The following is a 21,926-nucleotide window of genomic DNA, read 5'->3' as shown; positions in this document are numbered from 1 at the left end:
AAGTACCTGATACATTAATTTTAGGGATAAAAGCATAATGGAAACCAAACTCAGCCAATTTATACACTACGCCATCGAGAGCCAACCTATCAGCGGAACATCGCTTATCAGCTCCCTATATGGGGATGCCCTGCACCACCGTGGGGGCAAGGTTTGGCTAGGTAGCCTGACCAAATTGCTTGAGCCTATGGGTTTTTCCGACCGCTTTGTGCGTACTTCCGTATTTCGTCTACAAAAAGAAAACTGGCTGGATGTCGAGAAAATAGGACGCCGTAGCTATTACCGTATTTCAGAGCGTGGGCAAAATCGCTTTCGTCGAGCGGAAAGCAAGATTTACCTCAGCGAACAACCTGAATGGGATGGAACATGGGATTTATTGCTGCTGGAAAGCGCAGATAAAGATGAAAAGATTCGCCTTAAAAAAGAGTTTGGTTGGCTCGGGTTTGGGCAATTTAATAGCGGCTTGATGGCAGCGCCAAGCCGGACACAAAGCGACATTCCCGCCTTACTGGGGGAGTTAAACGCGGCTGATCAAGTCATTTACTTCCGTGCCGATTATCCCTTCAACCGCTCCGAGAAAAAATTAAAAGAGTTAGTGTTTGATGCCTGGTCTCTCCCTGAAATTTCAGAGCATTATCATCAATTTATCAGCTTATTCCGCCCAGTCGCATTATTACTGAAAGAGCATGGAGAACAGGCGATTTCCCCTGAATTATGCTTCCAGCTACGCCTATTACTGATCCATTTTTATCGCCGCGTGATATTAAAAGACCCGTTGCTGCCCGATGAGCTGCTTCCTGCACAGTGGGAAGGACACATTGCGCGCCATTTGTGCACCAATATTTACCAGCGTATCGACCAAGGTGCCACCCAGTACGTTACCGGCTTATGCGAAACCACCGTTGGGGAACTTCCACAACCCTCCAGCGCCTATTATCGACGTTTTGGCGGTATTCTTCGGGAGCTAGCAGCCGCATAATCATTATGCTAAAGGAGCCTTTATGCCATTTTATCAAATTGACGGTATTACCCCTGTAGTCAGCCCTGAAAGTTTTGTTCACCCTACCGCCGTGATCATTGGCGATGTCGTGATTGGAAAACGTGTTTATATTGGACCTAACGCCAGTTTACGTGGGGACTTTGGGCGACTGATTATTAAAGATGGGGCGAATGTGCAGGATAACTGCGTGATGCACGGTTTTCCGCAATTCGATACTATCATTGAAGAAGATGGACATATCGGTCATGGGGCTATTTTGCATGGCTGCCATATTAAACGTAATGCACTGATAGGCATGAACAGCGTGGTGATGGATGGCGCGGTAGTGGGCGAAAATTCTATTGTTGGCGCCTGTGCATTTATCAAAGCGGATGCACAATTCCCCGATAACAGTTTAATTGTTGGAACACCCGCTAAAGTACTGCGTAGCCTGTCAGAGCAAGAAATTGAATGGAAAAGCAAGGGGACACTGGATTACCAAACCTTAGTGACCCGCTGCCTCAATACGTTCCAAGAAGTGACGCCGCTGACGGAGGAAGAGCCTAACCGCCCGAAACTGGCCTTTGACGATGTTGTTCCAAAGTCCAGACTGTAAAAAACCATTCTGTAAAAACTATTGTGTAAAAACTATTGTGTAAAAACCTGCCATAAAAAAGCGCGTGCCAATCACTCACGCGCCCTTATTTCCATCAATGACTCGCCGTATTTATGATTTATTGGCTTTGCTGCCAAACGGCGGCTTCGCAAACCACACCGTCACAATCAACGCGATAAACACCCAGCCACATAACCAGAAAATCTCATTCGCCGCGATAATCAGCCCTTGGCTAGTGATCTGCTGAGCAATAAAGCCGGAGGTTTGCTCCGTGGTCATGCCATGCGCCGCCATCCCTTGGTACATATCGAGGGATTCTGGGTTGTAATCCGTAATAAATTCAGTGAGCTGGCTATGATGCACTGCCTCCCTATCACTCCACAGTGTGGTGGTGATCGATGTCCCAATTGAGCCCGCCAACGTACGGAAAAAGTTCGCCAAGCTGGAAGCTGAGGCTAATTTTTCAGGAGGCAGCCCCGACAGCGTCAAGGTGGTCAACGGCATAAAGAAACAGGCTACCGCCATCCCCTGCACCAACTGCGGCCAGACAACGGCATCGAACCCCATGGATGGCTCAAAAGTATAGGCGCGCCAGAAGAAGCAAATGGCATAAAACACGAAGCTAAAGGTGACTATCCAGCGAATATCTAAAAAGTCAGAGAGTTTTGCGACAGGTGCTGAGAACAAGACTGGCAAAAGACCGATTGGCGCGAGTGCTAACCCCGCCCATGTTGCGGTATAGCCGTACACTTCTTGCAGCAGCTGCGGCAAAAGTACGATCGCCCCAAAATACGCCATATACGCCAAACTGACCGAAATCGTCCCGATGGTAAAATTGCGGGATTTAAACAGTGATAATTCGACAATTGGGTTTTTGGAGGTCAGTTCCCAAATAACCATAAACACCAGCGCAATCGTGGAAATCACGGCAAGAATCACAATCTCATTGGACGCTAACCAACCGAGCTCTTTCCCTTTATCCAGCAATACCTGCAAGCAGCCCACACCGACAGATAACAACGCTAAACCGATCACATTGAATGGCACTTTAACCACTGTCGATTCCATTCCCTTGAGGATGATCGAGCCAACAATGATCACGAAGATCCCAAGAGGGATATTCATAAAGAAGATCCAGCTCCAATGGAAGTTATCGCTAATATAGCCGCCAAAAATAGGTCCAAAAACAGGGGCTAAAATAATGGTCATCGACCAAAATGCCAATGCCATATTCTGCATTTTAGGCGGATAACACCGCATGATGAGACTTTGCGAGAGCGGAATAACAGGCCCAGCAACCGCCCCTTGTAGCACACGGAATAAAATCAGCATGCCAAGGCTATCAGAAAATCCACACAGTAATGAAAATAGCGTAAACAGTGCCGTTGCCCACAGGAAGACTCTTATTTCCCCAAACCGTTTGGCTAGAAAACCGGAAATCGCGATAGAGATGGCGTTCGATACCCCAAACGAGGTGATCACCCACGTCCCCTGAGAGACAGACACCCCAAGATTTCCCGCAATTGTCGGGATAGCCACGTTAGCAATCGTGGAGTCCAACACCTGCATAAATGTCGCCAGAGACAGAGCGATAGTCGCCCAGACGAGTTTAGCCCCTTTTAGCGGTTGAATATCAGCCATGGGACTAATCCGCGTTATCGCTGATAATGGTGTCGATCACCTGATCCACATCGTCTAACTTCAGCACCAAAACATCACTTTCAAACGCAGGGGTAGTGCGTTGAACTTCTGACAACACAGGGCCATTTTGGTCTTTAATATCGATGGTCACATTCATGGATAAACCGATGCGCAGCGGGTATTTCGCCACTTGCTCAGGGTCTAACTCCACACGGACAGGTAGGCGCTGCACCACTTTGATCCAGTTCCCCGTGGCATTTTGCGCAGGTAGCAATGAGAACGCACTTCCCGTCCCCATATCCAGCCCCACTACGGTGCCTTTGTAACTTACATTGCTACCATAAAAGTCACTGTTAATCGTGACTGGCTGACCGATACGCACATTTTCAAGTTGCGTCTCTTTAAAGTTAGCATCGACCCAAACAGGCTGAACCGGCACAATCGCCATTAACGAGCTTTGCGGGCTAACTTGGGAACCCACTTGCACATTACGGCGAGAAACATACCCCGTCATCGGGCTTTTGATTTCTGTCCGCTGTAGATTGATCCACGCACTGCGCACACTATCAGCCGCTTGTTGCACCGCTGGCTGGTTTTTCAGTGCCGTATTACGCAACAACGCGCGGTTGGCATTATATTGTTGAATCGAAATATCCAGCGCCGCTTGCGCCAGTTGCACCGCTTCTTGAGAGTGCTGTAAATCCTCTTTTGAAATCGTCCCACTGCGACCTAATGCGGCACGGCGCTGATAATCTTTTTGCGCTTGTGCAAGCGAAACTCGATTTTGTTGGATTTGGGCTTGGTACTGATCTCCATTGATATACAACTCTTTAGTTTTGCGCACCGTAGACGCTAAATCATGTTTGGCCTGTTCATAAGCCAGTTGCGCATTGGTTTTATCTAATACCACCAGCACATCACCTGCTTTCACCAAGTCGGTATTCTCAAAGTTCACTTGAGTGACATTTCCGGTAGTTTGCGCAACGATAGGGATCTGCAAACCCGACACATAGGCATCATCGGTATATTCTTGAAAACGCAGAACCAAAAACCAATACACGCCATAGGCGACAAACAGCAAAACAAAAATAACCGTGGCGATGATCATCCACAGTGTTCTTTTATTTTCTTGTTTCGTTTTTTGATGTTCTTCAATTGAATTTGTCGGTTGTTCCATAATAACTCTCAAGGGAAATAGACTTTATTTAAGCAATAAACCTATCTTTACGAACTCACCGTGATAATGCAATAGCCAACTGTTTTATATTAACTAAATATCCATTTTAATTTTTATTTTCTGTTTTAAATCAATCTTCAATCTTGTTTTTAAATTAGAAAAATCAAATGCAATCAAAAAAAGATGAAATTATTTAAAGATAATAAAAAACATTCTAAATAAGATAATTGCGAATCGTTAAATAATAATTGGTATTTATTTCTTTCACTCCAGAAAAGTCATTCTCTCGTTTTTTAGTCCATTTTCTACCATGTGTACGGCTTTTTACTCTCTCTAGTTCCCTCGCAAAAAATGTTAACCGTGATCAAACTTTGCCCAAAAAATAGCTCGCTAATTATTTATTTTCTATCTGCATCGGTGTTAATATTCGCAAACATTATGATTATCATTATCATTTAGTTTTACTAGGGAAAAACATGAGAACGCACTATCACTACTCTTTAATCGCTGCGGGTGTTTGCGCAGCGTTGGCTTCATTTAGCGCCACAGCAGAAGAAAATTCAGACAAAATGATCGTTACGGCATCGGGTTATTCCCAGCAATTACGCGATGCTCCTGCCAGTGTTACCGTTATTACCGCCGAGCAGCTACAAAACAAACCTGTGCGCGACTTAGCCGATGCAGTCAAAGATGTTGAAGGTGTCAGCGTCGTCGGAAGCGCCAATAAACAAGATATTAATATTCGCGGGTTATCCGGCGAATACACCTTAATCTTGGTGGATGGTCGTCGTCAAAATAGCCGTGAATCTCGCCCAAATGGTAGCGGCGGCTTTGAAGCGGGCTTTATGCCGCCTGTTGAAGCTATCGAGCGTATCGAGGTGATCCGTGGTCCTATGTCCTCCCTGTATGGCTCTGATGCCATGGGCGGCGTCATTAACATCATCACCAAGAAAGTGACCAATGAATGGCACGGTAGCGTGACTACGGGCGCAATTATTCAAGAAAATAGCGAAAGCGGCGATTCCATGGACGGTAACTTCTACCTGTCTGGTCCGCTGATCAAAGATAAACTCGGTTTACAACTGTACGGTGGCGGGGATTACCGTAAAGAAGACAAAATTCCAGATGGTCATGATAAAAAGGACAATAAAAGCCTGACCGCGAAATTAACCTTCACGCCGATGGAAAATCAAACCTTCTTATTTGAAGCGGGTAGAACCACCCAAGAACGCTATGCGGAACCGGGTAAATCACTGGCGGAATACTCCATGTTCAATGGTGTAAAACGTGATAATACCAAGTCTGAAACTCACAATAACCGTAACCATATGGCGCTGACCTACAAAGGGGATTGGGATGTTATCCAAACGGAAGTGAGTGTTTATCAAGAACAAACCAAACGTAAGACTAAAGCCGAAACCAAAGACGCAAAAACGGGGCTGTATAATTACGCTTATGAAGCGCGCGTACCAGAAATTACTAACACGGTAGTGGATGGTAAAGTCACCGCCTTCTTGCCGGATAATATCTTAACGGCGGGGACTCAGTACCAACACGCCAAACTGAAAGATACCTCCGCAACTGGTGCGAAAACCACGGAAAATGTCTCGTTAACCGCAGATCAATACGCGCTGTTCTTAGAAGATGAATTTACTGCCACTGAAAACCTGATTTTAACTGGTGGCATTCGTTTAGATCACCACGAATTCTATGGCGACCACTGGAACCCACGCGGCTACGCGATTTATCATTTAACCGATGAAATCACCATCAAAGGTGGGGTATCGCAAGCATTCCGTGCACCAACCCTGCGTGAAATTAGCCCAAACTACAAAACCTCGACAGAAAAAGGTAAAGGGATCATTTACGGTAATGACAACCTGAAACCTGAAAAAAGCTTTAACCAAGAAATTGGTATCGCATATGACCATGAATCTGGCTTCAACGCGAGCCTGATGTTCTTTAATACTGACTTTAAAAATAAGCTCACCAGCTACTACACCGGTGATAAAGACCCAGTGACAGGCTTAAACCTGTACACCTATGACAACGTCGGTGAAGCCAATATTAAAGGGGTAGAAATCGCAACAGGTATTCCATTTGCCGAAGATTGGAACCTTAGCCTGAACTACACTTACACCGATTCAGAACGTAAAAGTAATGATGAAAAACTCACCAGTGGCGAATCCCTCAAAGGCTACCCATTGGATAAAACGCCGAAGCACTTAGCCAATGCGAAGTTAGATTGGCAATATAGCCCAGACCTCAACTTATACACCCGTGCGCATTACGAAGGTGAGCAAGTATGGGCTGCACAGCGTAACGGTTCTTCCGTTCCACGTTACCGTAAAGGCTATACCACTATGGATGTGGGCGCGACTTATCAGCTACTGAAAAATACCAAGCTGAATTTTGCGGTGTTAAATATTGCCAACGAGAAAGGCTCTAAGATTGACGCTGAGAATGGCGGTAACTGGGATGTTGAAGATGGTCGCCGTTACTGGGCGAATGTCAACGTGACATTCTAATCCCTGATTGCGGGTATGATGCTTATCGCTGATTACCCGCTGATCCTTTTTAGTTCGATGGCAATCCCAATGATAAAAAAACGGTTTATAGCGAGTCTCTTGATGTGTATCGCAAGTATGTGTATCGCAAGCAATACTTGGGCGCGTCCCAACCCGAATATTCCTGAATTCGATGCGCGCGTGGCGGACGTATACACGGTGCAGCATCATGACATGCGCAATGGTCAGCGCGAGCTGCGTATCTACAGCGCCGTTCCACGGCATATTTCAGGAAAACGTCCCGTGCTGTTCATGCTAGATGGGAACGGTCTGTACCCACTCGCGGTCAATCAAGCTGCTCAACAATTTTCTCCCGAAAGATTACCGATTATTATTGGTATCGGCTATCCCAGCCCTGAGGCTTTTCCCAAGAAAGAACGCACATACGACTACACGCCGAAAGTTGCTGGCGATGCATTCCAACACGGGGGCGGTGCGGAATCTCTGTACCAGTTTCTCACCTTCACCATTCGCCCATGGGCTGAGCAGCAGTTCCCGATAGATACCCAGCGTGAAACCTTATTTGGGCACTCATTTGGGGGGTTATTTACCCTGATGGCATACCAAGACCACCCTGCGGATTTCCAGCATTTTGTCGCGGCAAGCCCATCATTGTGGTGGGGAGAAGGGAAAATGGTGAATTTAGATAAGTTAACGCGCCCATCGAAGGCATCACCGCTAGATATCACTCTCGGTGAGTTAGAAGAGACGCCAGATTTAAGCCGTTTAACCGATGAGCAGAAGCAGAATTATCAAACGCGCAAAAGTTGGATTTCTCCGCGTGAAGTGTGTGAAGCCATAAACAGCCCTCAACGGGTTTGTGATTTCACCTTATTTTCGGGCAAAACTCATGGTGGCGTCATTCCTGATGCCATCAAGAAAGCGTTGGAAATCGCCACATCCGAGCCATAAAAAACTCGGTTTCCTGCCCAAAAGCACGAAACCGAGTTGTTATTGATGAAAACTGACAAGACAACTTAACTGTCTATGGTGGCGCTAACGAGGTAATCCACAATATCTTGTAACCGTCGCCACTTCATCCACACCTCATCCTTTAATGGCTGTTCAGTATATTCCTCTATCGCTGTAATCAATTCCAACAGCTCTAAAGAATCGATATGCACATCGGCAATCAGCTCTGCATCCATGGAATAGGTTTTGTTGATACCTGAATACTCACGAATTTGCTGAAGATGGCGTTCTAGCCATTGCTGCGCAATATCTTGTTGTGTGGTCATGTCATTACCTTATGGAAAACGTTTGGCGTTATCGTTATACCGCTCGACTTCCGCTTGGTTTGGTCTTAAAGCGCCATGCTCCGTACCCGTGAAAAGCTCATCGGCTTTCGCGATAGAATCTGCAAACATTTGCTCCGCAGGTACCGTTTGTGGTGCTGTACGCAACCCTTGATAAATCTCTTTATCTGCTTGGCTGCGGTTTAACCCCCCTACTGTCGTGACAACGGGTTTTGCTGCATTTTCTGATCCATTACTCAATTTCCAGCCTGATTTCGTTTGAATATAGCGATTCTGGAAACCTGAATTTTTCGACAATAGCCATTGAATATCCGCAACATATTTTAGAGGTTGTTTAACTTGCTCGGTGGTTTCTAACTCAATGCCTGGCTGAGTTTCTTGCTCAATTACCGGCTTAGTTTCTTTCTTAACCGTTTTCTCACTTACTAATAGCTTACTTTCTAAAAATGACTTTTCAGCAACTTGTGGTTGGTATTGCTTAATGTTTGGGATTTCAAGTGTGGTTTTCACACTTCCCAATGTTTGAACGACAGGTGAAGCTAATTCTATATTCAAAACAGATTTAAATGACGTCGGTAATAATGGTTTTTCATTTCCTTCATCATTGGATGGAACAGAATTGATGCTCGTCGTTTCATGAGGAAAGGCATAGTTATTATTTGTCGTATTATACGTAGTATAAGTATTATACATATTTTCATTATGGCTAGTGCTGCTTGGCAATAACGGTGTTGACGGTGTTAAAGGCGTTGATGGAGAGGCTCTGAAATGCGGTCTTCCAGCGTCAATTTCATCATCCCCCATGCGATTTGCCCTTAAAGGTAATTCTTCGGTTGGAGATTGTGTCTGAGCTGAAGACTGACCTAAATCCATAATCACTTTTAAAGGGCGAATGGTTTCAATTTTTTCCTCCAACGCCAAAAATAGATTATGAATTTGGCAGGCTTTATCCACAAATGCTTGGCTTTTATGTTGCTGATACTCATTAATCGCACCCGCTGCTCGTTGCTCGTTGCTCACAACCATGATTCAGAGAACTCACTAAGAAATCGTTGATCGGGCGACTATCAATTTCCTCTTGATTGAAATAAGTCAGGAGGGTTTCTTTGATTGCAGGGTCAACATACTGTTGCTGAAAACGCTGGGCTAATATTTGCAGTTTATCTTGACCCAATCCAGAGATTACCGATTCGATTTTTTTATCGAATGTTTTTTCTTCATTCCCCAGTACATGTTTTGCCTGCGAGTTTTTTTCACCCATCACATGCAGTTTTTTAATTAGGTTTGCGGCGCTCTCTATAAGACCTCTTTCAGCTTTTAATTCTTCCGGTTTTAATAACGTTAATAGAATTAAATTATTCTCTGGGCGATAATTAATCTCTTGTTGAATCAGATTACCACTCGCACCTGCACAGAGTGCCGATAAGATCATTTCCTTTGAAATTGTTGGAAATGCCTCACTTAACATCTGATGAATAATCGTAGCTTGTTTATTATGATTAGCTCGGTGTAATTCATTACGATCTCCGGTAATCGCAACTTGGTCATTTGTTATAGAACGCCCAGGGAAACTATTTTGATCCCCTACCGAATTAACAGCCGAAATTTGTGAGCTGATAGGATTATTACCCGCTAGCGATGTAGTATTTAATGATATATCTGACGAACGTCTTATTTCAGAATTAGCGCTTCCAATAATAGGCATAAAAACTCCTCATAATTACTTATGATTAAAATTAAATAGGATAAATGACTTAAATTACATATTGATCAGACTATTATTATTTTGATTTAAGTCTTTAATTAATTGAATTAATAACTGAACTAGTGTTTCAAAATGACTATTATCTTGACGAAAAGTCTCTAATAAACGGGAAGTACTGCTATTAACCGAATTTTTTTGGGCATCAATGGCTGTTTGTAGGCTCTGCAATTCCTGAGCCATGATGTCACTTCCCCCCCACTCAGCTGATGATTCAACAACAGACTTAAATATTTCACGTATAGGCTTTAAATCAGGGCAAATTTCAATTTTTTCACCCTGTTTCCTAACAATAAATCCTTGACCACTGAGTTTTTTTTCCCAGAATTTAAATTCTGCCTCCGTGTAGTCAAACGTAACAAATGGCTTTGTTTGAGAGTCTTTACTAGACCAGGATTTATAATATGTACTTGGTTCAGATACTCGCATAGCCAGATCTTTAGGAGTAGTGGGTTTATCGTCCGTATATTTTGAAACCGAACCTTCTAATTTGTGTAAAAAATCGAGAGGTTTAAAATTAATTTTGCCGTCTTTCCCTGCCTGGACACAAGAACTCATTAGGCCCACAGCCGTATTAACATCCTGCATATACTCCGTCGATGCTTTAACGATTTCACCGTATTTTTTCTGGTAGTCTCCGTGAATTTCTTCAATTAAATTAAAAGTTGCAGAAATATGGCTACGACCATCCTCAACTAATTGAGAGGCACGTTGAAACTGATCAGATGAATGTTTCATCGCCATCATCATTGAGCGATATTGATCTTTGACTTTATCAAGGTTGCCCGAAACAGCACTCTCACGAAATTGCGTTTCAATCACTTCTGAGCCCAATTGTGCGGCAAATTGAAGACCTTGTTGGTAGACATCTAAAGAGGGGTCTAGTACTAACCCTTCCCCTATAACAAGGGAAGAGTCCTGAGCATCTAGATGCTTGGTCGCTGATCCATTGACTGGTGATTGCGGGTTTAAATGTCTCTGTGTGATGATTTCCATCGTGCTTAACCCCTTACCACGCTTTGGAAGGTACGCAATTGACCTTCACGGATCTCGCGCAGGTGCTCATTCATCTGTTTAACCAAGTCCATGCTTTTATCAATTTGCTTATCTTTATCCGCAGAGACGCTCCGTGCCACATCCGCAACAGATTGCTGCGTCATTTTATTCGCTTCTTCCGCTTTGACATTAACCTGATTCGCTGATGTTGCCATTTGACCTGCGTTGTCAGATAAGCGCCCACCTTGCTCAGCAATCCCCATCTTTGTACGGGTTTTGTTCATAATACGCTCATGTTCATCGCGCTCAGACAGCCCCAATTTATTAGTACGTTGTGCAGCCTCTGCACCACGCTGGTTAGCCAGTGCCTGCTGTGCTGGCGTTGCTTGATCAACGAGTTCCACACTCACACCCTCTTTATTTTTCAGTGTCAGTGAACTGTTTTTTGAAGACGAAGACAGAGAATTTGCATTCAGCTCATTCAAGCGGTCTGCTGCTGAGCCATTTTGGTTCGCCTTAACCAAGTTATTTTTAATTGATTGATTCTGTTGATGGAGAGATTTTGCTTGGAAAGCTGCGCCTGCTGTACTAATTGCCAAGGCAGTAAAGAACCCCGTCAATGCACCCGTGAACATCTCTTTACCTTCTTTGATGGTTGACTCTGCTGCCGCTTCAACCATTTTCGCGTTAAGCATTAAAAATTCGGCACTAATTCTACGGTCCGAAATATTCAGCTCTGCAACCACTTTACGAACTAGCTTAATCAGTTCCAACATGATGTCGCTACTAATGATGCCAACAAATTACTGAGCTTTTGCACCTTCTAGTGACTTGGTGGATTTCTTATCCAACTCAATCACGTCCGAATTTTTCGATGACCCATCGAAGAAACTGCTGCCAATCATCACTTGAATGGCAAGGGCAATTTGTTTGTAATCAGTTTCATCCAGCTGCTGGTTATTAGCCAATACCTGATTAAGTGTTTTACTTTCTGCGGCGAAGACTTTTTCTACTGCTTGTTGCGTTTGCTCTGGTGTGACGCGAATAAAGCCATATAAATCATTCAATAACGCATTTTTCTCTACTCCGCTTAGCTCAGATAATGCCACTTGCATTTGTGTTGCTGTCATCATTGATGCAGGTACAGATAGTGCAGGTCTATCAATGGCGCTATCCGCGAAATCACTCGAAATATCATTTAGCTGAATATCTTGGCGTGCATTATTTACTGTTGAAAGTTGAGTTTTAGGCATCAGTGAAAATCCAATGCCATTTTGTTGGATCTGTGCAGGTAAATTTAATGATTGAGCGATAGTTGTCATATAAAAATTCTCCAAAATTTAAGCGAAGCGAGCCGTTTTTAGCATATCGACTTTATTGTTATTTGATTGGTGAAGAGTGGTCATCATGCCGCTGAACATTTCCTCAAATTGCTCATGGCTTTTAGACATAGATTTGATTAATGAATTAATGAGCTCCGTCAGCATTTGGATACTTTCATTATTGAGCATCATGCCTGCGAGCATCTCTTTCATATCACGCATCTGAGCAGCTGCTTCTAGACGTAACCCGCCTGAAGTTGCCGCATTAGCAACAGAAAGACCTGCGCCAGTTCCTTTCATACCCACTTCCAAACGCGCCATATTGACGCTTTGCGTTTTTCCTGAAGAAGAGACTTTTTCTACTGTTTTACCAATATCTTTTACGTCATCAAGCTTATCAGCGGCTTTCGCAAGTTTTGTTGTATCACTCACTTTCACCATTTGCCCACCAAGGGAAACATAGTCCGAAGATTGATCCGTCGCCTTAGCAAAGCTTTGAACATCATCGAATTTATCGGCTAGCTTGGTGAATTTTGTCAGTTTCACCATTTCATCCGTATTATCTGCAACGGCCTGTCCCATTTTGGTACCTTTCGTTGCCATATTGCCCAGTGCATTGGTAAAACTTTTCGGCATCGCTTTCACCGCACTTTTCAATAAAGTCCCCACATTCTTCGCCAACATCTTGGTGACGTTGGTTACGGTATTAGCAATGTTTTTAACGAATGAAGACATAGAAAGTAGTGAGATTGCCAAGAATGCTACTGCGGCCAGAACCATTCCCACGATGCTGCCAATCTTTTTGGCTTCCTCTTCTGGCACGCCAAAAGTGATCAGCATGTCCGTGACGACACTGGAAATTTCCGTCGCCAACATTTGCATCAAGCTCCCTTGTCCCGTTTCTTCCAAGACAATATCCGCAACAGACATCGCAATACCAATCGCAGCAACCGCCAACGTTAAAGGCGCGGCTGCACCAAATGTAGCAACCGTGGCAATCACAGAAACTGCGAGCATCACATAACTGAAAATCTTACTGGCGCAAGATGCCGCTTTATTAGCGTCTGCCGCTTTACGTTCAGCTTCGGCAGCTTCTTTGGCTTTTTTATCAGAGTCTTTACGAGAGGCTTCATTGATTTTCATCATCACCTCTTCTTGCTCTTTCATGTTGCGGATTGAATCTTCATTCATCGCTTTTTTGAGCTGCGCGGTGAGCATGGTTAACAGCGCAATGGTGTTTTCCCATTTTTCACCATCAACATTCGTTTGCAGTGGTGCAGTCTCTATAAATTGATTTAATTTTTGACGATCTTTATCCGCAATTTCCGCTAGCTTTGTGGAATCGCGCAGCAATGAATCTAATGATGAATTTAGCTGGTCAATCTCATTTTTGAGTACGCTGAGCTCGCTATCGAAGGCTGTAATGTTTGAATCTAACGTTTTTTGCTGTTGGGTAACTTGCTCAATTTCACTCGAAAATTGCGCAATGTTCGCTTCCAACATCACCTCTCGCTGATACACTTCTTCGGTATAAGGTTTCGGGAGTGAATCTAATTGGGCTAATGCTGTTTGGTTTTCGGCTAACTTGGTGCTTAGCTCGGCCAGCTTTTGCTCATTACTTGTGAATAAAGACTCATTTTTCGAGCGCTGGTTAACAAGGTCATTAGATTTAAGATTCAGCGGCTTTAACTGAGCCTTTTTTTCAGCAATTTTGTCATGGGTGTCTTTCAGCTGGTCAGTGGAACCAGCAAATGAGTCCAATAACTCCGCACCTTTTTGGCGTAATGCAGCCGACTCAATATTTAATAACTGCAATCGGTTATTTAACTCACTAATATTACCTTCATGCAATAACTGGCGGATGGTTGAGAATGTTTCAATCAGTACCGCATTGGCATTGAATCCTTTAGCTTGCTGAGCTTCTGGTGACATTTTCATTGCCGACATTTTAGGCTTTACTAGCTTTGGAAGATGCTCTGAACGCTGACGTTTCATTTGCTCTGAAGACATCAGTTCACCACATGCCTCTTCTAAGGCTAATACCGCTTTTGCAGTCGCCTCACCTAGCTCCAAAGGATTATTCCCTTGCAAGAAGGTGTGAATATTATTAATTCGTTCATTACCTGAAGCGTGACTTACGCCTGGCATGGTGACTTGACTCATGGTGTTTCCTTCTCTAGGTATTAGAGTTCGATGACTCTGATGACTCTGCCTTTTCGATGTTTGCCTTCAAAGCACTCAAATAAGCTTCTGATTTTTTCTGTAAATCTGCATCAAGACTGTTTTCAATTACGCTTTCAAAACAGTGGATTGCCGCACTGCTCTTCTTCAGCATCAAATTGCACTGCCCTGCATGGAATAATGGTCGGTAATCATTTTTCGCCAAAACAAAGGCGAGTGCGTATAATTCCGTTGCTTTCTCATAACGTTTTGTTAATTGATAAACAGCCGCTAACCCCATGACATAGTCAGTGTTATAAAAATCGTAAATACTTAAAAAGCGGAAAAAGGTTTCTGCTTCTTCTAACTTGCCTTGCTGATAAAATTCATAAGCGTAGGCATAAATGCCATCCATCGTGGTTTGTGGAATACCATGAATATCTTTATACGTTGCCCCATCCATGAGTGCCGTGGTAATTCCGTCGAGTAATGCTTCCATTTCGATTTGAGTGCTGTTAGTTTGGGTACTGCTTGTTTCTGTGTGGTTCATATAGTCACCTCGTTATTAATACGTGATATATGATGCAAACTGCTCTGTTGCATCATAATTAATCAAATTTCTCATTTCTTATAAAAAACGATTCAATGTATGAATAATTAATTCATAGCGTCATAAATTTATGATGAAATTAACTTTTCCAATGCTTCATCAACATCTATTCCTAATTTCTCTAATTCTACGCGGATCAGCCAAGTAATTATTTGCATAACATCCTGTAATCCATTTTCATCAATAAAGCTGTTCTTTTTATAATTTCGCCATATTTGACGAGCCAAAATAATATCTCGTACTACAGGTACATTCTGTTGCTCTGCATATTTAATAACGGCTTTCGCTTGTACCCCGCGAGTTTTTAACATTAAGAAAGGCAGTGGTGCGACATTCGAGTCATAGTAAATTAACATGGCAATGTGTGTCGGGTTTGCCATAACGAATGTCGAGTTTTTAATATTTGACTTCACTTCCTCTGATAATATTTCTTGGTGTAGCTCTTTACGTGCGCTTTTAATGTGGGGATCACCTTCATTATCTTTGTACTCTTTTTTGACTTCCTGTTTTTCCATTTTTAGGTTTTTAATAAATAAGAAAAACTCTGCAATTGCATCCACCAAAACAATAATGAGCGCCACTGCAAGAAAGACAAATACAAAGATAATACAAAGAGTTACCCACTGTGTAGTCATGCCATTTATCGTGGTTCGATATAACATGAAAATTTCGTGCCGCCACACCACAAAAAAAGTGGCAGCGGAAACACTAAAGACCAATAAGTACAAAATGGCTTTAATCAGCTCTTTAAGCGAATTTAAAGAGAATATTTTTTTAAATCCGGCAATTGGGTTTAATTTTGTAAAATCGAGTTTGATTGCCTCGGTCGCTAATCTAAACCGACTCTGCAATAATGAAATAATGGTGCCTGAAAAAAAACAGGCAATCAAAATAGGTACCACTATGCTCAAAAATATTTTTGAGAATTGCCAAAGTAAATTATCGATATGAATATCATGTGGGTTTAATAATAATTTTTTCATTAACCCACCCAGTTCATATAAACTGGACATTCCGCCAATAACAAATGCACCAGTGACTAAAACAATTGCTGCTATGGTGTCCTTACTTTTATAACTTTGTCCTTTTTTGGCAGAGTCTTTTATTTTTTTGTCGGTAGGCTTTTCTGTTTTTTCAGCCATAGCACAGCCTCATAATTCCGTATCAATAATCATTAAGGTGAATAAAAAATAGTTTTTAATGGCGATATCGAAATCATATTGACCAAAATATCTGGAACTTCATTTTGGAAATAAAGTAAAAATACAATAAAAGCAATAATCGACTTAATTGCCAAAGACAATGAAAATGCGTTTAATTGCGGACAAAAACGGGAATATAACCCAAGCGCTACTTCCGAAATAAAGAGTGTCACAATAATCGGTGCCGTTAATATCACTCCGTTCACTACTGCCTTATTTATCCATTCCCCTAACGGTAAACTATTGAATGACGTAAACCCATGAGCAAAGGGCAATAATTGGTAGCTTTGCGCAAATACGTTGGCGAGTTGGTACATGCCCCCTTGCGCCAAAAACACCATACACACGATATAACTGATAAATACTGCTAATTCAGAGGCTTCTGTACCACTCGCAGGGTCTACAATACTACTAATGGTTTCTCCCCGCTGGGTATCTATCAACTCGCCGATAACATTGGCAATCATAAATGGCAGCCCTAAAATTAGCGCCAATACAATGCCAATACTGATTTCGTAAATGAAAACCTCACTGAGGCTGATTTCATCCCAATTTATTTCGCGAGCGGTAAGATAAGGCCACATTCCTAACGCCAAATACGCAACGACACAGTTTTTAATGATCCCACCATTGAGTAATTTATTACTCAAAAAAGGCAGGAAGAACATCACAGGGGCAATGCGCAACCATGCAAACGCAATCTTCACTAGCCCTTGTTGGAAATTAAAATACAAGGACGACGCTAATGAGAGCATCTCCTGGTTCATCCAAATAACCCTATCGCAGGCAGAGCGGTGGTCATGACTTCAATAGCGTAATTCATCACTTTATCCGCCAGCCAACCTGAAATCATAAACAAGGAACCAAATACGGCTAATAGCTTGATACCAAAAGGTAATGTCTGTTCCTGAAGTTGGGTCACGGTTTGTAAAAGCCCGACTAACAACCCCACGACCGTCGCCACAATCACAGGAATCGCTGACAATATGACGATCAACAACATCGCTTTATTACTGACATAAATGATTGAATCCATTTTCTATTCCCTTACGTCAATGCTGTGCGAGTTCGAAATACTGCATCACCAGCCCTTTCGAAATCAGTGACCATCCATCAATTGCCACAAACAAAATCAATTTCACTGGCACTGAGATAGTCACGGGACTCATCATCATCATACCGAGTGCCAACAGAATGCTTGAGATCACCAAGTCGATAACCACAAACGGTAAATAGATATAAAAACCAATTTCAAACGCGGATTTAATTTCACTCAATGCGTAGGCTGGCAGTAATGAAAATAGCGTTGGCGCCGCTTGCTCTTCTTGTACCTCGGCTTCCGTTTTACCCTGCTGAATAGACTCGAAGAAATTCACTAATTGAGGATCGGAATATTTCACTAAGTAATCTTTATAACGCCCTAGTCCGTTATCAACGAAGTTGTCGATGGATTCCACATTGCTAAAATCCACGCTTTCGTGGCGCATGTAATTGTTCACATCTTGCAGCACAGGCATCATCACAAAAATAGACAGTAATAAGGCGATACCATTAAGTGCCATCGTCGAAGGGACTTGTTGTACGCCCATCGCATTGCGCACCATAATCAGCACAATCGAGATTTTTAGATAGCAAGTTCCCGCTGCAATAATAAAAGGTAGCAGTGTGGAAAAGGCGATAAGGACTAATAAAGGTATTTCATTCGGAACCGTTGGCATGCTTATAACCTTTTATCGCCTAAGCTTACCAATCGCTTAATTTCTAAGCCTAATTCGTCACTATCACCAATATAGGTCAGCTCGCCTTCTGCGATCAGTTGCTTGTTGGCATACACCTTCACTTCACGTTCTTTATTTTCACCAATTGAGTAGATTGCTCCCGGCTGGAGTGAATCCAATTCCTCTACACTGATGTCTGAATGACCCAATACAAAGGTCAGTTTGACCGTGAGGTCGTGCAAATTAAAAGGACGAACAGTTTCATCAACAAACTCCTCTTCCACCGCAGAATCTATCTGTTCGTCATCCGCTGTCATTAACTGCTCAATCATAAAAATGCCTTCTTGTTGTTTTTGAAAATGGGCCAATACACGCCCTGCAACGGTCATATCTAATTGTAATTGCTGAATACGCAGCACATCGCCAAGCGCGATAGACTGCAAAATTTTGCGACTGATATGGCTATAACCTAAAATCCAGTCGGCTTGCAGCTTAAGCTGCTCGGCTATCCCGTTTTGCGCCTTACGCTCGATTAGCCCTTCAATAGGCTCAGCTAACAGCACAATGCCAAGTTTCTTTTCTTTCACCGTGAACCTTGGTTGTAGGAGCTGTTCATCATCAATAATCTCGACGCCATGACAACGGAATTGCTCGGAGAAAAACACCTTTCCGGTATTTTCATAAGTAAAAACTTTGCATAAGCTTTTGGTATCTAAAAGATTCCATGCGTAATGAGCCAACTTAGGCCAGCGGTGACGGCACCACTCTTCAGCATTCACCAGCACTTGAGTTTTCTGCTTTTTACTGTGTAGAGTGACTTGAAAATAGCACTCTCCAACTTTGGGAATATGCATGTCTAAGTCCCATTGAAAACGCTGCTGCCACTCTCTCACCTGCTTTTCTCGGTGGCTAATTCGATGAATGTTTAGCATTAGGACTCCTCATCTTGCTGATGCTGTTGCTGCCGTTGACGCTGTTGACCTTCCTGCTCTTCACGTCGGATTACCATTTTTTGTTCACCTGTCCATAAATGCTGGTTGTCTTGCAAAGCCTGCTGAACCTCATCGCTTTGCGTTGATGCCACCACCTGATCTTTGTTGGTACTCGCTAAAGCAAAAGAGACCGTTGGTGCATTTTGCCATTGGCTAAAGGTGTAACTCAGTGTGCGAGAAGGCACCGTTTTGAAACTTTCAACTTCGGAAGCTGCCATCAATTCAGCGACTTTGCTTACCATTGAAGAGGCTTGCTGTGTGTGTGTTGAAGTTTGAGAAGCCGAGGTTTGAAAAGTAGAAATTTGAGGCGTCACCGCCAGTGGCTTATCTCCCATCTCTGCACGCACTTGCGTTAAAATGTTTTTGGTAATATCCATTTCATCCGGTTGAATCACTTCTGATTTTTCAATATTGAAGCTTTTCATATCAGGAAAATGTTGCGGTGCCGGGCGCTCATTTGGTACAGGACGCTCATTTGGCACAGGTCGGCTTTCGTGACTCGCAGAGGCATTCTGCCCCTCAAAATCATGCTGAGCTTGCATAACAGGCTCAGTCACAGAGTGAGTTTCACTCACTAAACTTGATTGACCATCACGCAAAGGTGATTTCAATACCGCGATATCCACAACTTCAGTCTGCTGCGCTAATGGGATGCTCATCCATTGGGTCTGCTTGACACTTGTCGGGTTATCTGACAAAAAGCGAGCCGCTTTTTGTTCTATAGTTTTTGTTTTAACGGTTTTCGCGTTAGTTAATTGACCAATCGATACCACCTCAACATTGGCGTTAAACGTAATCTGAGGAATATCATCTTCACTCACCGCTTGCCCTAATAAGTCATCAGGTTGTGCACTTAGTGAATGGTTCGCTTCGCTGTTGTTTTTATCTGAGCCATATTCTGCAGAGAGAAATGCCACTTTCACGCCAGAGTGCATATGCTGGATTTGAGTCGGTAAGTTCAACAGAACGGGTACTGCCAACTCCTCTACTGGTTTTTTAGGCTTTTTATTATTACCGGTCACTTGAGTCAGTTTTTTTTGAACAATATCCTGAGCCGCTTTTTTGACTGAATGCTGCTGACTGCCCTGCTTTTGAAAACCCGGTTTTTGCTGGTTATATTTTTGATGATTAAAACCAAGTGATGAACTTTTAGCTTCCATTACGGAATTAAATGTATTGTCACTGGGCAGTGATTTTATTGTCGACATGAACAAACAGCTCCTCGATTTCATTTTGTTGCTGACGCTCTAATTTTAACCACCGCGCCCTACGTTGTTGCTTGAGATATTTTCGGAATTTCTCGCACTTATTACGCAAAATGAACGTCCGTTCAGTCATTTGCTGCTTCAATAAATGGTACTTAGATAATTCAGCGTTGATGTTTTCTATCTGAAATTCACATTGGGCGATTTCTGATAAAACCACGGCTTTTTGCCGTTGACGTTCCCAAAAATCCATTTGGGTTAATTCTTCAGATTTTTCATACACCCCAACTTGTAGAGTTAATATGGCGATCCGTTGGTGGATATCTTGGCGCTGTTGCTGCAACTGCAAAATGGCGATTTTCAGCTTGCTTTGCTCTAACTGCACTCTTTCGAGACGCTTTTCAGTCAACGCTAATAATTGATTAATCATCAGGATGCCAAATGGTGTAATTGGGCTAACATTTCCTCAAAGCCCTCTGACTCATCCATGTTTTGTTGTAAGAAATGATTGATATCCTGCTGTTTATCTAAAGCACGGTCATTTTCTTGGCTTTCACCTCGCTGGTATTCCCCTAATTCGAGGTACAGCTTGATCTGCTCTAAGCGAGATAAATTTTCACGAATATCGACAGCAAATTGGCGATGTTCTGGCGTTGTTACCTTCTGAAAAACACGGCTAATACTGTGCAAAATATCAATCGCAGGGTAATGTCCTCGCCCCGCAAGTTTATGACTGAGATAAATGTGTCCATCCAAAATAGAGCGAATTTCATCTCCGATAGGATCGGCTTCTTCCTCGCTTTCTAATAACACGGTGTAAAACGCAGTAATAGAACCCTGTTTTACGCGCCCTGGACGTTCGAGTAATAACGGAAGTTGCTCGAAAACAGAGGCAGGATAACCACGACGTGCAGGAAGCTCTCCTGCCGCAAGAGCCACATCGCGCAACGCCCTTGCATAACGGGTCATCGAATCGACATACAATAAAACCTGTTTTCCTAAATCGCGGAAATATTCCGCCATCGCTGTCGCCAATAAGGCGGCATTACAACGCTCAATCGGCGGGCTGTCGGAGGTGGCATACACTAAAATGGTTTTATCCGCATGGGGGGACTGCTTGAGTTCTTCAATAAACTCAATCACTTCTCGCCCACGCTCACCAATCAGTGCCACGATATGAATATCCCCGTGAGCGTGATTAATCAGCATGTTCATTAAGGAGGTTTTACCGCTACCCGCGGCTGCAAAAATACCGATACGCTGACCTAACCCGCACGTGAGCAATCCATCGATAGCGCGAATTCCTGTGACCATCGGTTCATTCACCGGACGGCGTTTATTCACACTCACTGGAGGATTATCAATGCGTTGCAGCTTGGTTTTTAACTGGGTGATTTCGCTATTTTTCTGACTTAATGCGCCTTCTAATTCCCCAGCAGCATTAAAAATATTCCCAGCAAGATGCTCCCCCATTTGGAATACAAATGGGTAGCCACTTGGGCGAATAACCACTTCACGAGTGAAGCCCTGAGCACGGCCAATGAGGCTCAAAACAGTTAGCCCTTCTTTGAAGCCTATTACTTGCGCTTTGGCGATAACTTTTGGCTGTGCCAATGACTGCTCAATAAAGCAGATCTCGCCAATAAATACGCCATTCAATGGAGCTTCAATCAGGCATCCATGAATGCGCACAGGATGTGCGCAAACGTCAAAAAGTTTCATC

At 43.2% G+C, this 21,926-nt stretch carries 22 protein-coding genes; 4 read left to right on the top strand and 18 right to left on the bottom strand.

The annotated features are described in order from the left end of the window. The first annotated feature begins 37 nt into the window (after positions 1 to 37). Both paaX and paaY read left to right on the top strand, forming a co-directional pair. Positions 38 to 979, top strand: coding sequence for a phenylacetic acid degradation operon negative regulatory protein PaaX (gene paaX / locus GKR61_RS08505; protein WP_154639730.1), 942 nt, complete (start codon positions 38 to 40; stop codon positions 977 to 979). A 22-nt stretch (positions 980 to 1,001) separates the two neighbouring features. After that, positions 1,002 to 1,595: a phenylacetic acid degradation protein PaaY gene (gene paaY, locus GKR61_RS08500; RefSeq protein ID WP_036949970.1), complete on the top strand. Its 594-nt coding sequence runs from the start codon at positions 1,002 to 1,004 to the stop codon at positions 1,593 to 1,595. A 111-nt stretch (positions 1,596 to 1,706) separates the two neighbouring features. Here paaY and GKR61_RS08495 read toward each other — a convergent pair whose 3' ends face one another. Next, entirely contained in the window at positions 1,707 to 3,236 is a 1,530-nt protein-coding gene (locus GKR61_RS08495; protein WP_036949968.1) for a DHA2 family efflux MFS transporter permease subunit, read from the bottom strand. A gap of 4 nt (positions 3,237 to 3,240) precedes the next feature. Continuing rightward, entirely contained in the window at positions 3,241 to 4,413 is a 1,173-nt protein-coding gene (gene emrA, locus GKR61_RS08490; RefSeq protein ID WP_036949966.1) for a multidrug efflux MFS transporter periplasmic adaptor subunit EmrA, read from the bottom strand. A 476-nt stretch (positions 4,414 to 4,889) separates the two neighbouring features. On the opposite strand from emrA, the gene GKR61_RS08485 reads away from it, so the two are divergent. Together GKR61_RS08485 and GKR61_RS08480 are read left to right on the top strand one after the other, a co-directional pair. After that, complete coding sequence (locus tag GKR61_RS08485; RefSeq protein WP_154599854.1) at positions 4,890 to 6,941, top strand: TonB-dependent receptor domain-containing protein; 2,052 nt, start codon at positions 4,890 to 4,892, stop codon at positions 6,939 to 6,941. 69 nt (positions 6,942 to 7,010) lie between these two features. After that, the gene (locus tag GKR61_RS08480; RefSeq protein ID WP_036949981.1) at positions 7,011 to 7,892 is read left to right on the top strand and encodes an alpha/beta hydrolase-fold protein; all 882 of its coding nucleotides are present in this window, start codon (positions 7,011 to 7,013) and stop codon (positions 7,890 to 7,892) included. A gap of 65 nt (positions 7,893 to 7,957) precedes the next feature. On the opposite strand, the gene GKR61_RS08475 is transcribed toward GKR61_RS08480, so the two are convergent. The 16 genes from GKR61_RS08475 to sctN form a co-directional block, all read right to left on the bottom strand. Beyond that, on the bottom strand, positions 7,958 to 8,218 hold the full coding sequence (locus GKR61_RS08475; protein ID WP_036949962.1) for an acyl carrier protein: 261 nt from the start codon (positions 8,216 to 8,218) through the stop codon (positions 7,958 to 7,960). Positions 8,219 to 8,227: 9 nt separating this feature from the next. Continuing rightward, on the bottom strand, positions 8,228 to 9,262 hold the full coding sequence (locus tag GKR61_RS08470) for a hypothetical protein (RefSeq protein ID WP_154639729.1): 1,035 nt from the start codon (positions 9,260 to 9,262) through the stop codon (positions 8,228 to 8,230). After that, positions 9,222 to 9,941 (bottom strand): hypothetical protein, encoded by a 720-nt coding sequence (locus GKR61_RS08465; RefSeq protein WP_154639728.1) that lies wholly within the window; start codon positions 9,939 to 9,941, stop codon positions 9,222 to 9,224. The genes GKR61_RS08470 and GKR61_RS08465 overlap by 41 nt, the downstream gene beginning before the upstream one ends. Before the next feature lie 54 nt (positions 9,942 to 9,995). Beyond that, positions 9,996 to 10,994, bottom strand: a complete 999-nt coding sequence (locus GKR61_RS08460; protein WP_154599852.1) for a hypothetical protein — start codon at positions 10,992 to 10,994, stop codon at positions 9,996 to 9,998. A 5-nt stretch (positions 10,995 to 10,999) separates the two neighbouring features. Beyond that, positions 11,000 to 11,770: an IpaC/SipC family type III secretion system effector gene (locus GKR61_RS17720; RefSeq protein ID WP_230083144.1), complete on the bottom strand. Its 771-nt coding sequence runs from the start codon at positions 11,768 to 11,770 to the stop codon at positions 11,000 to 11,002. A gap of 27 nt (positions 11,771 to 11,797) precedes the next feature. Then, a complete protein-coding gene (locus tag GKR61_RS17715) occupies positions 11,798 to 12,316 on the bottom strand; it encodes a hypothetical protein (protein WP_230083143.1) in 519 nt (172 codons plus the stop codon). Positions 12,317 to 12,334: 18 nt separating this feature from the next. Next, positions 12,335 to 14,479 carry a type III secretion system translocon subunit SctE gene (gene sctE / locus GKR61_RS08450; RefSeq protein WP_154599851.1) on the bottom strand — a complete coding sequence of 715 codons (2,145 nt, stop codon included), beginning with the start codon at positions 14,477 to 14,479 and terminating at the stop codon, positions 12,335 to 12,337. Positions 14,480 to 14,492: 13 nt separating this feature from the next. After that, positions 14,493 to 15,026 carry a type III secretion system translocator chaperone SicA gene (gene sicA / locus GKR61_RS08445; protein ID WP_051422582.1) on the bottom strand — a complete coding sequence of 178 codons (534 nt, stop codon included), beginning with the start codon at positions 15,024 to 15,026 and terminating at the stop codon, positions 14,493 to 14,495. 128 nt (positions 15,027 to 15,154) lie between these two features. Next, complete coding sequence (locus GKR61_RS08440; RefSeq protein WP_154609573.1) at positions 15,155 to 16,228, bottom strand: EscU/YscU/HrcU family type III secretion system export apparatus switch protein; 1,074 nt, start codon at positions 16,226 to 16,228, stop codon at positions 15,155 to 15,157. Positions 16,229 to 16,260: 32 nt separating this feature from the next. Then, on the bottom strand, positions 16,261 to 17,055 hold the full coding sequence (gene sctT / locus GKR61_RS08435; protein ID WP_036949956.1) for a type III secretion system export apparatus subunit SctT: 795 nt from the start codon (positions 17,053 to 17,055) through the stop codon (positions 16,261 to 16,263). Then, positions 17,052 to 17,324: a type III secretion system export apparatus subunit SctS gene (gene sctS, locus GKR61_RS08430; RefSeq protein ID WP_036949954.1), complete on the bottom strand. Its 273-nt coding sequence runs from the start codon at positions 17,322 to 17,324 to the stop codon at positions 17,052 to 17,054. The genes sctT and sctS overlap by 4 nt, the downstream gene beginning before the upstream one ends. Before the next feature lie 16 nt (positions 17,325 to 17,340). Further along, positions 17,341 to 18,006 (bottom strand): EscR/YscR/HrcR family type III secretion system export apparatus protein, encoded by a 666-nt coding sequence (locus GKR61_RS08425; RefSeq protein ID WP_036949952.1) that lies wholly within the window; start codon positions 18,004 to 18,006, stop codon positions 17,341 to 17,343. Between the two features lie 2 nt (positions 18,007 to 18,008). After that, on the bottom strand, positions 18,009 to 18,938 hold the full coding sequence (locus GKR61_RS08420) for a FliM/FliN family flagellar motor switch protein (RefSeq protein ID WP_154639727.1): 930 nt from the start codon (positions 18,936 to 18,938) through the stop codon (positions 18,009 to 18,011). Then, positions 18,938 to 20,206 (bottom strand): SpaN/EivJ family type III secretion system needle length determinant, encoded by a 1,269-nt coding sequence (locus GKR61_RS08415; RefSeq protein ID WP_154599849.1) that lies wholly within the window; start codon positions 20,204 to 20,206, stop codon positions 18,938 to 18,940. The genes GKR61_RS08420 and GKR61_RS08415 overlap by 1 nt, the downstream gene beginning before the upstream one ends. Further along, positions 20,178 to 20,633, bottom strand: coding sequence for a hypothetical protein (locus GKR61_RS08410; RefSeq protein WP_036949946.1), 456 nt, complete (start codon positions 20,631 to 20,633; stop codon positions 20,178 to 20,180). The genes GKR61_RS08415 and GKR61_RS08410 overlap by 29 nt, the downstream gene beginning before the upstream one ends. Further along, positions 20,633 to 21,925, bottom strand: coding sequence for a type III secretion system ATPase SctN (gene sctN / locus GKR61_RS08405; RefSeq protein WP_108478767.1), 1,293 nt, complete (start codon positions 21,923 to 21,925; stop codon positions 20,633 to 20,635). The genes GKR61_RS08410 and sctN overlap by 1 nt, the downstream gene beginning before the upstream one ends. Position 21,926 lies beyond the last annotated feature (1 nt).

This window comes from Providencia sp. wls1916 (assembly GCF_009706585.1).
Taxonomy (GTDB): Bacteria; Pseudomonadota; Gammaproteobacteria; order Enterobacterales; family Enterobacteriaceae; genus Providencia; species Providencia lanzhouensis.
This window is presented reverse-complemented; position numbering and strand designations above follow the sequence as displayed.